Origin of the sequence: uncultured Pseudoflavonifractor sp. (assembly GCF_944387805.1) — a bacterium.
GTDB lineage: Bacteria > Bacillota > Clostridia > Oscillospirales > Oscillospiraceae > Pseudoflavonifractor.
In genome coordinates this window covers 1-12411 of sequence record NZ_CALXGI010000077.1, presented here as the reverse complement: position 1 = coordinate 12411, position 12411 = coordinate 1, and the positions used below count along the sequence as shown (strand labels likewise).

General features: G+C 59.4%; 11 protein-coding genes. 4 read left to right on the top strand and 7 right to left on the bottom strand.

Translation table 11 applies throughout. The annotated features are described in order from the left end of the window. The first annotated feature begins 289 nt into the window (after window positions 1-289). Both metA and Q0K06_RS12820 read left to right on the top strand, forming a co-directional pair. On the top strand, window positions 290-1207 hold the full coding sequence (gene metA, locus Q0K06_RS12825; protein ID WP_294553238.1) for a homoserine O-succinyltransferase: 918 nt from the start codon (window positions 290-292) through the stop codon (window positions 1205-1207). Between the two features lie 46 nt (window positions 1208-1253). Beyond that, window positions 1254-1916, top strand: a complete 663-nt coding sequence (locus tag Q0K06_RS12820; protein WP_294553236.1) for an HD domain-containing protein — start codon at window positions 1254-1256, stop codon at window positions 1914-1916. Between the two features lie 54 nt (window positions 1917-1970). On the opposite strand, the gene Q0K06_RS12815 is transcribed toward Q0K06_RS12820, so the two are convergent. From Q0K06_RS12815 to spoVAC, 6 genes are all read right to left on the bottom strand, one after another. After that, window positions 1971-5033: a glycoside hydrolase family 3 N-terminal domain-containing protein gene (locus Q0K06_RS12815; RefSeq protein WP_294553234.1), complete on the bottom strand. Its 3063-nt coding sequence runs from the start codon at window positions 5031-5033 to the stop codon at window positions 1971-1973. Between the two features lie 196 nt (window positions 5034-5229). Beyond that, the gene (locus Q0K06_RS12810; RefSeq protein WP_294553232.1) at window positions 5230-6573 is read right to left on the bottom strand and encodes a GHKL domain-containing protein; all 1344 of its coding nucleotides are present in this window, start codon (window positions 6571-6573) and stop codon (window positions 5230-5232) included. Window positions 6574-6577: 4 nt separating this feature from the next. Further along, entirely contained in the window at window positions 6578-7294 is a 717-nt protein-coding gene (locus Q0K06_RS12805) for a LytTR family DNA-binding domain-containing protein (protein ID WP_294553230.1), read from the bottom strand. A gap of 615 nt (window positions 7295-7909) precedes the next feature. After that, window positions 7910-9553: a hypothetical protein gene (locus Q0K06_RS12800; RefSeq protein WP_294553228.1), complete on the bottom strand. Its 1644-nt coding sequence runs from the start codon at window positions 9551-9553 to the stop codon at window positions 7910-7912. After that, entirely contained in the window at window positions 9550-10107 is a 558-nt protein-coding gene (locus tag Q0K06_RS12795; RefSeq protein WP_294553226.1) for a sigma-70 family RNA polymerase sigma factor, read from the bottom strand. Before Q0K06_RS12795 ends, Q0K06_RS12800 begins: the two co-directional genes overlap by 4 nt. 184 nt (window positions 10108-10291) lie before the next feature. Then, window positions 10292-10735: a stage V sporulation protein AC gene (gene spoVAC / locus Q0K06_RS12790; protein ID WP_294553225.1), complete on the bottom strand. Its 444-nt coding sequence runs from the start codon at window positions 10733-10735 to the stop codon at window positions 10292-10294. A gap of 140 nt (window positions 10736-10875) precedes the next feature. On the opposite strand from spoVAC, the gene Q0K06_RS12785 reads away from it, so the two are divergent. Continuing rightward, complete coding sequence (locus tag Q0K06_RS12785) at window positions 10876-11364, top strand: DUF6530 family protein (RefSeq protein WP_294553223.1); 489 nt, start codon at window positions 10876-10878, stop codon at window positions 11362-11364. Further along, the gene (locus Q0K06_RS12780) at window positions 11357-11716 is read left to right on the top strand and encodes a GIY-YIG nuclease family protein (RefSeq protein WP_294553221.1); all 360 of its coding nucleotides are present in this window, start codon (window positions 11357-11359) and stop codon (window positions 11714-11716) included. The genes Q0K06_RS12785 and Q0K06_RS12780 overlap by 8 nt, the downstream gene beginning before the upstream one ends. A 52-nt stretch (window positions 11717-11768) precedes the next feature. On the opposite strand, the gene Q0K06_RS12775 is transcribed toward Q0K06_RS12780, so the two are convergent. Beyond that, on the bottom strand, window positions 11769-12278 hold the full coding sequence (locus tag Q0K06_RS12775; RefSeq protein ID WP_294553219.1) for a deaminase: 510 nt from the start codon (window positions 12276-12278) through the stop codon (window positions 11769-11771). Window positions 12279-12411: the final 133 nt, after the last annotated feature.

The window sequence follows — 12411 nt, the reverse complement described above, 5'->3', positions numbered from 1 at the left end:
ACCATCTTTTGCTTCGCTTGTCAAGTACTTTTTTCATTTTGTCGTCAGCCGTCAGGCGCGCCCAAAACGCTGTACTCCTTTGCTCAGCTGCCCTCTCGCGGAGAGCTTGTCTATATTACCACCCCTTCCCCCTCTTGTCAACACTTTTCTTCTCTTTTTTCTGTTTTATTTTTGCGGCGCGCATCTGTCCTCATATTGTGGACTTTCTTCCTTTTTTGGCGGTTGCACAGAGACTTTCCAGCTATTATAATATAAGAGGTATGCGGACGATTTCCAGGAGGTGGCTCATATGCCCATTAAAATCCCAGATTCTCTCCCGGCCCGCGCGGTGCTGGAGGGTGAAAATATCTTTGTCATGACAGAATACCGGGCTATACACCAGGATATCCGGCCGCTAAACGTGTTGATTCTCAATCTGATGCCCACCAAGATTGTCACTGAAACCCAGTTGCTGCGCAAGCTGTCCAACACGCCCCTTCAAATCCAGGTAGAGCTGCTGCGGACTTCCAGCTATCGCTCCCGGAACACGGACAGCGACCATCTGGAGTCCTTTTACACCACGTTTGAAAAAGTAAAGGACCGCCGGTTCGACGGGATGATTATCACTGGAGCGCCGGTGGAGAACATGGAGTTTCAGCAGGTAGACTACTGGGAGGAGCTGTGTGAAATCATGGAGTGGAGCAAGACTCACGTCCACTCCACATTGCATATCTGTTGGGGTGCGCAGGCCGGGCTATACTATCACCACGGCATTGAGAAGCGTTCCCTGCCCAAGAAACTCTTTGGTGTCTATGAAACCACGGTCCTTAAACCCAGTTCTCCCCTTTTCCGCGGTTTTGATGATATTTTCTACGCCCCCAATTCCCGGTATACTGAGGTGTGGAAAGCGGATATTCTAAAGGTACCTGAGCTGGAGCTGATTGCCTACTCCAATGAGGCCGGGGTTTATGCAGTGAAAACGCAGGACAGCCGCCAGTTCTTTGTAATGGGGCACCCGGAGTACGACACGGACACGCTGGCCAAGGAGTACTGGCGAGATCGGAACAAGGGGCTGGATATTGCAGTGCCGGAGCACTACTTCCCCGGCGACAATCCGGAAAAGCCTCCCGTGGTCCGCTGGCGCAGCGCCGGACAGCTGCTGTATACCAACTGGCTCAATTACTACGTGTACCAGACCACACCGTATGATCTGGCCAATGTGCGCTGAAGGCGGCGCGCACTTTCTCCTGAAATACTGTTAGAGAGGAATTCCTATGAAAATCACCTATGAGGATGTAAAGAACAGCCCGGAAATCCGCACCTATATCACCCAGGCAGACGCCTCCCTGATTGCCCTGGGTTTTACGGAGCACTCCTTTGCCCATGTGACCAAGTGCGCCGAGACTGCCAGCGGACTGCTGCGGGACCTGGGCTATGACGCCCGGCAGATTGAGCTGGCCAAAATTGCAGGCTTCATGCACGATATCGGCAATGTGGTCAACCGCCACGACCACGCCATCAGCGGCGCCACCATGGCCTTCCGCATTCTGGACAAGATGGGCATGGACCCGGCGGACGTGGCGGCGGTCATTACCGCCATCGGCTACCATGACGACAAGACCGCCTTTCCTGTCAACGCCATCGCCGCCGCCCTGCTTCTGGCGGATAAGACTGACGTGCGGCGCAGCCGGGTGCGCAACAGGGACACCATCAGCTTTGACATCCACGACCGGGTCAATTACGCTGTTGAAAAGTCGGATCTAACCCTGGACACCGCCGCAAAGACCGTCACCCTCACCCTGTCCATCAACACAGAGGTATGCGCGGTGATGGACTACTTTGAAATTTTTCTGGACCGGATGCTCCTGTGCCGCAAGGCGGCGGAGTTTTTCGGTCTGACCTTCAAGCTGGATATCAACGGCCTGACCCTGCTGTAAGGGGTGCAAAAATCCGGGGCGCGGAACATTCCGCGCCCCGGATTTTTTACGCTTTTATTTCTTTTCGCCGGTGTTTCCGGCCTTTGCCTCAGCCTTGGCGGCCAGCTTGGCGGCCTTCTTCCTGGTGGGCTTGAAGCCCCGGAAGATGAAGTAGGCCAGGGCCAGGATAATGACCGCGGCGGCGATGTCAATGCTGATCAGGATCTTCTGTGCGATGGACAGCAGGTTGACATACTCCGATCCAGGCATCAGGCCGTTCATCAGTTTTGAGTTGGCTACCGTGTAGAGGATGTTGTGGAGGGCCTGACGGGCGTAGTGATACTGAGCCGGATTGTCCTTGTCAAAGGTCCAGCGTGCTCCGGTGGGCTCGTTGGTCAGTTTGGCGTCGCCGCCGGCCTCCAACATCTGATAGGCGTCCATGAATACGCCGGTATTGGCGTTGTCTGTGATGACAAAGCCGTGGAAGCCCCACTCGCCCCGGAGGACGTTGGTCAGCAGGTTGTAGCTGCCGCCGGCCCAGGTGTAGCCCAGGCGGTTGAAGGAGGTCATCAGGGCGGTGACAGCGGGATAGTCCCGGCTGGCGTTCACATAGCCGCCGTTGCCGTCCTCCTCCACGTAGTTGAGGGTCACGGGTTCGTTCTTTACGCACATCTCAAAGGGCAACAGGTAGATCTCGCGGATAGACTGCTCGTTAAGCCATGTCGCCATGCTGAACTGGCCCTCACGATCACCCCGGTGGTTCTCCTGGTCGTTGACGGCAAAGTGCTTGATAAAGGTGTACACGCCCTTGCTGGCGGCGCCCCGGCTGGTAGATGCAGCCATCACGCCGGAGAGGACAGGATCCTCAGAGTAGTACTCGTTGTTGCGGCCGGAGAAGGGGGTGCGGTGGATATTCATGGCGGGAGCGTACCAGCCCGTGCAGCCGCCCATCAGTGCTTCGTTGCCAATCATCTCACCATAGCGCTCGGCCAGGGGCTGGTTCCAAGTCTGGGCCATGACGATGGGACTGCAGTAATACATCTTCGTACCGCCGCCGGCCAGGCCGGAGACCGCGTCCTGATCCAGGGCGAAGGGCTTGCCGATGCTCTCAATTTCCCCGTTTCCATAGCCCGACTGGGTGATGATCTGCTGATACTCTTCGGGGGTCAGATTGTCCAACAGCTTCTCCCACAGGGGGTCGTCGTAGTCCTTGCCCCGCAGTTCGATCAGGTTCAGGTCATTGCCCGCGCCGTAGACCGGGGTGTCGGTAATGGTGGCAGGGTCAGTGGGGTTCTGGGAGTCAAAGGAGTCCAGCTTGGCCAGGCCCTCGTCGCTGATGGTCTTGACGTAGGTATAGGACACGCCGTCGCTGCCGTTGATCTCATTGCCCCAGGTGGAGATCTGGCTGCTCACCTCGCCGTCGTGGGTGGGCCAGGTGCCCTGCCAGTCGCTGCGGGTGAGATAGGTGCAGCCGCTGTCGGCAAAGTCAAACTGGTTGGTGATGGCCACACCGGTGGTGGAGTCCACGGAGTAGGTATCCACATCCATCCGGGCCACGGTGTATATGTCGGTGAAGGAGGCATCGCCCTCAGCGGTCATGCCGTCGGCGGTGGTATAGCCCTTGGCGGCCAGGACGTTGTTCACAGCGGCGTGGGCGTTGGCGGCGGCGGTGATATAGTAGTCGCCGGCGTCCAGAATGTAGGTCTTGGCGGTGGTATAGTCGTAGGACTTGAGCTGCTCCTTGTCAAAGGTGACGGTCACGGTGCCGGTCTGACCGGGCTGGAGCTCCTCGGTCTTGCCGAAGCCCACCAGCTGCACGGCGGACTTCTCCACGTTGTTGGCCTTGTCGTAGTCGGTGTAGGGGGACTGGACATAGACCTGGACCACGTCCTTGCCGGCCACGGAGCCGGTGTTGGTCACGTCCACGGTGACGGTGCAGGTGTCGCCTTCCCAGGAGGCGGCGAAGTTATCCCACTGGAAGGTGGTGTAGCTCAGGCCGTAGCCAAAGGGATAGACCACCTGGTCGGCGTAGTCGTAGTCGCCGGCATTGCCGGTGCCCATGACCACGTCCTCATACCGGGTCTCGTAGTACCGGTAGCCGACGTAGATTCCCTCTTTATAGGTAATGTAGTTGTACTTGGTCATCTGGCCGTTCTCATCCATATACTGGTAGTCTCCGTAGTTCTGAATGGCAGGGGAGGCCATAACATCAGAGGCAAAGGTGTCCACTGTATGACCGGAGGGGTTAACTGCTCCGGAGAAGATATCCGCCAGACCGAACAGGCCGTAGTCCCCCGTAGGAGGCACATAGATAATGGATCTGATGTTCTCGAACTGATCCACCCAGCCCAACTCCAGGCCGGCGGCGGAGTTGATCAGCAGGACTACGTTGTCGAAATTCTCGTTGAGGTAGGTCAGGAGCTCCAGCTCGGTGCTGTCGGGCTCCAGGTAGCTCTTGGCCTGATCCTCGGGGTTGTCGGCGTGGTTGTACATGGAACGGGGCAGGTCGCGGCCTTCGCCCACCTTGCGGGCCCAGACGAACACAGGCACAGTGCCCTGGGTGCTCTCCAGCAGCCCAGTCTCGCTCTTCAGCACGCTCAGAGGGCACTCGTTGATGGAGAAATCCTCATCATCGCCAAAGCCGAGGGAGCCTCCGCCTAGGCCGTAGCTACTGCCATTGCCGGAGCTGTAGAAGTTCCACAGCGTCTCGTTCACACCAAAGCCGCGGTCTTCAAAGGCAATCTTCAGTGTATTCTTCGGCATGGGGTTATACCAGTTGTTGCTGACCAGATTCACCGACGACCGCCCGAAGAAGCTGAAGGTGGTGTCCTGGCTGAACGGCATCAGGTTATCCTCGTTCTTCAGCAGCACAGCGCCCTCGCCCATGATCTCCTCGTCGAGGGACCGCTCGATCTCAGCCATCTCTTCCGCCGTGTAGTCCGCCTTGTTATAGTCCAGATCCAGCTCTTCTGTGTAGGTGTCGGGCTGCTTGATTGTCACGCCACCCACGCCGTTCAGATAGCCGCTGATGACGCTGTCATAGCGCGGAAGCATGATGTTGGCGACCACGGCAATAGCTAGGGTCAGGGCGATGAGCACGCCGCCCACGCTGGTGCGTACAATTTTTCCTGCCTTCATGGATCTTTTCTCCTCTCTTCCTGACGCATGTCCCTCCGCCTGGCCGGGCGGAGAAAAATCAATGCTCATGACGCCGGGCGCGCCGTGCCCGGGCCCGGCGCCCGGTGCACTTTGCTTTCGTCATGAGCATGATACAAATATTTTCCCTGCATGGGAAGAGATTTGCCGCCGTTTGCACAAAAGGCGACGCAGTTGGTTATTCCGCCTTCCGTTCCTCCGGATCATCGGCCATGACCACATCCAGCAGAAACACCCCGTCCTCCACCCGGACGGTAAGGGTGCCGCCGTACTGCTCGGCCACGGTGCGCATGCTCAGCATGCCGAATCCGTGGTAGTCCCGGTCTCCCTTGGTGGTGACGGGCAGACCGCCCCGCATGGCCACCGGCCCGGCGCAGCGGTTCTCCACATGGATGCTCACCAGATTGCCCGTCCGCTTTACCGCCAGGATGATATCCCGCTCCTCCTCAGGCAGGTTCTGCACCGCCTCCATAGCGTTGTCGATGGCGTTGCCCAGCAGGGCATAGAGGTGGTGGGCCTTGATAAAATCCAGCCCCCGCCCATCCGCCATGGAGCTCAGGCGGATGCCCCGGCTGCGGCAGAGCACATTTTTCTCGGTCAGAATGGTGTCCAGCACCTCGTTGCCCGTCTTGGCCTGGTCGGCGTACCCGGCCAGCACCTGGTCCAGCTCCGCCTTTTCCTCCAGGGCCAGAGCGCCCCGGCGGCTGAGCCGCTCGCTCTGGTGGCGCAGGTCGTGGTACTTCATATTGATGAGGTCCATGCTCCTGCGGGAAATCTCATACTGCCGCTTCCCCTGTTCCAGCAGGTGCTGCACCTCATCCAGCTCGTCCCGGAGGGCCCGGCTGGAGAGCTGATTGTAGAGCAGGGCCAGGATCAGGCCGCAGATGAGGATATTGTAGCTTCGCTCCAGCAGCAGGGAGGCCCGAGAGCCGGTGGTGTAGTAGTTGGTAATCATGTTGAAAATCACGTCGGCTGCGATGAGCAGGCCGCTCAGCCCCACCAGACTGGTGCGGCCCAGATACAGGTTGTGATTTTTCTTCAGGAGATTATCAAAGATGCCGAAGGCGAAGGCATACACCAGAAAGTAACAGTCGATATAAAAGACCATCTGGAGCAGCGGGACCTGCCCCAGGCTGACGGTACTGCTGCTGTATGGGTCATAGGTGGCGCCGAAGAGCAGCTCCATCTGGGTTCCTTCCATGATAAAGGTATAGGTCAGATAGGCCAGATGCTGCACCGTGTACCCGGCGATGCCGCAGAAGAGGATGTTGCCCCAGGGCTCGTCGTAGCACCAGTGCATGGCCAGCAGGGTGCACAGGAAGAGGGCCAGGAACAGGAGGGAGACATACCAGGCGTTGTACTCCAGAATGGGGAACAGGGCCGTCACCAGGAACATCGCCGCAACAGCGGCGGCCAGCCGCAGGCCGAAGCGGGGCCTGCGCTCCAGCCGGAAGAGAAACATGCCCTCGCCGAAGAGCAGCTGGGCCATAAACAGCAGCTTATAGAGGTCCAGGCCTGTCATTCTGCTACACTCCCCTGCCCAGACAGGCGGCCAGGGCCGCCATGAGCTCCTTTTTCTTGCCCCGGCTCACCCGAAGCTCCCGGTCGCCAACCAGCACGGTGTCCCCCGTCAGCTGCCGGACGTGCTGAAGGTTGATGAGATAGGAGGTGATGCACCGGAAAAAGACCTCCTTGGGCAGCTGCTGCTCCACCGCGCTCAGCTTGCCCCGGACGGTGACGTCCCCCTGGCTGGTGTGGTAGGTGAGGTCGTGGTCCATGACCTCCACGTAGTAAATGGATGAGGAGGTGAGCACCCGCACCGTGCCGCCCACATTCAGCAGTACCTCCCGTCCCTTTTTCAGGTCCACCGCCTGGAGAATCCGGCGCATCTTCATCTCAAAGGAGGAGTAGCGCACCGGCTTGACGATAAAGTCCAGGGCCTCCACCTCGTAGCCCTTTACGGCATACTGCACCATGCTGGTGACAAAGACCAGGGCGGTCACACGGTCCAGCTCCCGCAGCCGCTGGGCGGCGGCCATACCGTCCACCTTGGGCATGCGGATATCCATAAAAATCAGGTCATACCGGGGGCTATACTGCTCCAGGAAGGTCTTTCCGTCCCGGAACCGCTCTGTGGAACAGGAGATCCCACGCGTCTCGCAGTACCGCTTCAGGCATTCCTCCAAATCCCGGGCAGCTGCATCCTCATCCTCCACAATCGCAGTTCTCAGCATCTCTTCCATGTCCTCTCGCCCCCTCAGCGCAGAGCACCGCTCCGCTTTCTCTGTGATTATAGCGTAAAATTCTTCTTCCGTAAATATCCGCGGTCCCGGCACATCTGCGCCGTCCAAAACAGCATGACAAAACAACAACCCCCCGGCCATCCAGCGTGACCGGGGGGCTACTGATGATTCTGAATCTCTACCAACTGATTAACCTCTTGCTTTCTTCAGATTTTTTACGTTAAGAATCCTGGATCCTGGAAAACATGTCTCTGCGCAGTTACCCAAAACACTTGTTGCACATCTGGCTCCGTCTTATGCAATACTTCGCTCGAGGCTACCGTGTGCTGTCTCACACATGTGAGTGCTGTCTGGAACTAACTCATGGCTGTTTTTCGCTGGGTTCCTGGAATCTGTCACGCGTGGCGAATGGAGAATGAATTCATTCGCTGGGAAAGAACCGGTTTTCTCGGTTTCCTGAGCCTTTCAGCCCATCGGACTCACCTCTTTCTTTCTGGCTATATTGTACGACTATACCCCGTTTTTGTCAAGTACTTTTTGTGAAAATCTTCAATCTTTTTTATTCTCTCCATAGGGACAGGGCCCTGCTGCCAACACGGCGGCAGGACCCTGTGTTTACTGCTGTTTTCCCGCTCCGGAAGCCCGTACCTCCAGGTAGTAGTGCTCCTCCGCCGGGTCCAGAGTGACGGTGGCAGTCCCCTGCTCCAGGTCAAATCCGAAGTTCTGACGGACAATTTCAATCTGTCCCCGGTCTTCCAGGGTGGCGGTCTGAGCGGAGCAGGCCAGATTGGAACCCAGCCTGGTCACCAGGTCGTAGCCGCACACGCCCACGTTGTCTGTCCCGGTGCAGTCGAAATCGTAGCTGCCCGCCTTGGTCATGGATGCGGTCAGGCTGACCGTTTCTCCGGCGGGTACCGTGACCTGAGCCTCCAGCCAGCACACCCGGACCATGCCTCCCTCGATGAACTCCAGCCAGCCGGTGTCGTACCGCTCCACCGGTTCGTCGGACAGCACCCCGTAGGCGAGCAGCTGCTCCAGAAAAGCCCGGTAATACATCTCAAAGTCCGCGCCCTCCTGCCCTGCCTCCTCCCAGATGAGGGGCAGCAGCTGCCGGAGCATGGTGTCCAGATCGCTCTCGTACCGCTCCACGGTAGCCCCGCATCCCTCCAGCTTGGGGGCATCCTCCTCCAGGCTGCCGTTGGCGTAGCCCTGAATGGTCATGTTCTCCACGTCCGCTCCCAGCACCAGGAGGTAGTATTCCTTGCTGCCGTAGTCAGGCTGTCCCGGCTGCGGGATGGAAAAGTCCTGCATCATAACCCCCGCTTCCCGGTCATAGGACGCGCCGTGGAAGCCGTAGGTCAGGATAGTGGTTCTGTCATAGTCCAGACTGAAGGTCACCCGCAGGGTGGGATTGGTAATCCCGGCCTCCTCATCCCGCTCCGGACTGTATGGGTTGGTCAGCTTGTAGACAATGACCGGCACGCCGGTCACGTCCGGGCCGGGTCCCAGGGCATTTTCCAGGTAGCTGCCGTCGGACAGCAGGGCCTGATAGTCCGTCCAGCTGTGGGGATAGACCAGGTTCGTGGTGCCCTCCGGGTCGTCTGCGCCCCACACGCCTTCAAAGCCTCCCGCATAGGTGCCCATCCGCAGGGTGGTCTCCAGCTCCGCCCCGTCCGCTGCCAGGGCAGGCCGGTTCTCTTCCAGATTTTCCAGTCCGGACACAAAGGGGTAGAGGACGGTCAGGTGCTGGTCCTCCGCCGAGGTATTGGTCAGGGTGTAGGAATCCGTCACCAGAATGTCGGTGCTGCTCTCGTATCGTCCTCCCTCCGGAAAATGCTCGTTGTGGAGCTCCAGCACCTCCTGACGTTCCTCCTCGGTCAGCCAGGTGCAGGAATTTGCCTCCTCCTGGTTGGAGATCCACACCGGCACCCAGGGGGCAAAGTCCAGAGTAATGTTCCGCTGCGCCTCAATGGCGGCATTTTCCTCCCGCAGAGTCAGGGGGAACACCGGCCCGGCATAGGACATAAAAACCGACGCGCCGCCGCTGCCCGAGCCGCTCTGTCCCGCTCGTCCCCCCAGCAGGGGGATGAATCCTGTGAAGATGCCCACCCCCAGCACCACCACGGCCAGGCTGGCAGCCAGAGCCGCCCACTTCTTCCAGCTGCGCTTTTTCCCCGCCGTCACAGGGACATTTTCCTCCAAAGTTGTGTCGGACAGACTGTTCATGGCCTCCAGAAGCCGCTCGCTCTCTCTGCTCATAGTGTCACTCCTTCCTGCTCCAGCGCCCGGCGGAGGGACTGCCGCAGGCGGCGCAGCCGCTGAGCGGCGCCATTGGGGGAGCCGCCCAGCCCGGCGGCCAGGTCCCGCACCGCCGCGCCGTAAAAGTACCGGCTCACAAACAGCCTCCGGTCCTCAGCTTTTTGCTGTCTCAGCCACCGCTCCACGGCGGCGCTGATCTCCTCCGTCTCCCACTGCTCCTCGGCGCTGGGCACGGCCGGCACGCACTCCTCCAGCTCCAGCACCAGGCTGCCCATCCCCTCTCCCCGCTTCTGGCTGTATCTGGACCGCCACCGGTCAATGGACAGGTTGCGGACAATGCGGCAGAAGTAGGCCCGCAGGGAGTTGGGCTTCTGGGGCGGCATGGTGTCCCAGGCCCGGTGCCAGGTGTCGTTGACGCACTCCTCTGCATCCTCATGGGTCTGGAGGATGTTGAAGGAGAGGCTGTGGCAGAGCGTGCCGTACTTCTCGTCCGAGGCCGTGATAGCCCCCTGGTCCCGCTGCCAGTACAGCGCCACAATGTCTGCGTCCTCCACAGGAATCCCCCCTCTGTGCTTTCCTTTCACCTCTTCAGACGAAATTGGCGGAAAAATGTGACGCTTCTTATCGGAAACAATTTATCATCCCCAGCCGGGCGCCGTCAATTTTCTCCGGACGCAGCACAGCCGCCCGCCGTCTCTTATATAGACGGCGGGCGGCTGTGCTGCGTCAAACAGATATTCAGCTCCCGGTGAACAGCGCCAGCAGCAGGCCATAGAGGACGCTGGCGCTGATGCCGTACACCAGCACCGGCCCGGCAATGACAAACAGCTTGGCGCCCACGCCCATGATGAGGCCCTCGCTGCGGAATTCCAGCGCCGGAGATGCCATAGCGTTGGCAAAGCCGGTGATGGGCACCAGGGTGCCCGCTCCGGCGTGCTTGGCCAGCTTGTCAAACCAGCCCAGGCCGGTGAAGAGCACCGCCAGAAAAATCAGGGTCACAGAAACAGCGATGGATGCCCTGTTCTCACTGAGGCCCATGAATTGGTAGAGATTGAGCAGTCCCTGCCCCAGGGTGCAGATCAGCCCGCCGGTGACAAAGGCCCAGGCCAGATTTTTGGGCGTGGGGGACGCCGCCGCCTTTTTCTCCACATATTCTCCGTATTCCTTGTTGGTCATATCCATAAGCCTGTCCGCGCCTCCTTTTTCCACATTAGTCTGCCTCACTGGGGAAAAAATATTCCTTGACGTCCGGCCCGTATCGTGCTATCCTCTTATTTGTAATTTACTAAATTACTAATTTACTAAATAAACGGGAGGCCATCATGCAAATTCCCACCACATTGAAGCACAAGCCCGTCATCGTGGCGGAGGACTATGATCACATCGACGGCCGGTCCGCCTATCAGACCGACGCCAAGGGGCTGTCTCTGGGGCTGGCCCAGTGGAATGACCGGGGACGGGTGGACATCTCGGCCAAGGTATGGCGGTATACCGGCGAGAAGTGGTCCCGCCAGTCGGAGGAACTGCCTCTCCACCGGGTGCTGGACCTGGCCATTCTCATCTGCCGGGCCCAGCTCTATCTCCGGGAGGAGAGCTACAAATACCCGGATTTTTACGACCCTGACCGGCCGGAGATCGACCGGGTGGGCCTTCAGGGAGACGCCATGACGGTGTCGGTGTGCACGGAGAACGACCACATTCAGGAGGATATCCGCCTCTTTCAGGACGCGCTGGCCAGAGACGGAGAGCTGCTGGGCGAGCGGATGAACGTGCTGGCACGGATTTTAGGGGAGCTGGGATATCATGGCTAGGACGGAACACCAAAAAGAGCTGCTGTCCACCTGGCGGGAGCGGACCGTGGTGGGCGGCGTGTGCGCCATTCGATGCGCAGCGAACAACCGGGTGCTGCTCAGCGCCGTTTCCGACCCGGCTGGCCTGCGCAACCGGTTTCAGTTCTCCGCCGCCACCGGCTCCTGCACCTTTCTTCCGCTGGCCGCCGACTGGAGCAAATACGGCGCCGGGTCTTTTTCCCTCACCGTGCTGGAGGAGCTGGAGAAGGGCGCGGACCAGACGGACGCCCAGTTCAGGTCCGACCTGGAGGCCCTGGCCGCCCTGTGGCGGGAGCGGCTGGCCGCGGAAGGCGCGGAATTTTACACCAAATAAGAAAACCACCAGCCTGCCGGGCGCTGCCCCGGAGGCTGGTGGTTTTTATTCTTTACTCTTTTCCGTCTCCGCAGCAGGAGCAGGTCTCCTGCGGAAGCGAGTCGTCCTCCCGCACCCAGTCCTCCACGTGGACCACGGAGTAGTCCGTCTCGGTGTTCCGGATGACCACCCGCTGGATGCCGGCGTTGATGATGAGCCGGCGGCACATGGCGCAGGAGGTAGACCCGGCGATGAGTGCGCCGGTGGCGGGATTCTTGCAGGCCATATAGAGGGTGGCCCCCAGGGTCTCGCTGCGGGCAGCGGAGATGATGGCGTTGGCCTCGGCGTGGACGCTGCGGCACAGCTCATACCGCTCGCCGGAGGGGATCTTCAGCGCCTCCCGGGTACAGTAGTTCAAATCCACACAGTTGCGGCGGCCCCGTGGGGCGCCGTTGTAGCCGGTGGCGATGATCTCGTCGTTGCGGACAATAATGGCGCCGTAGCACCGGCGCAGGCAGGTGGACCGCTCGGCCACCGTCTCGGCGATGTCCAGATAGTAGTTCTCCTTGTCGATTCGCTTCACGTGGCACCTCCTGTTTTTGTCCAGTATAACCGCTTTCCCCTGTGGTTTCAAGGGATTATTCACACATTGTTTACGTCTGGTGCCTTGACGGAAAACCTTCAAAACGGTATCATTACTGTTATAAAAAGTACCG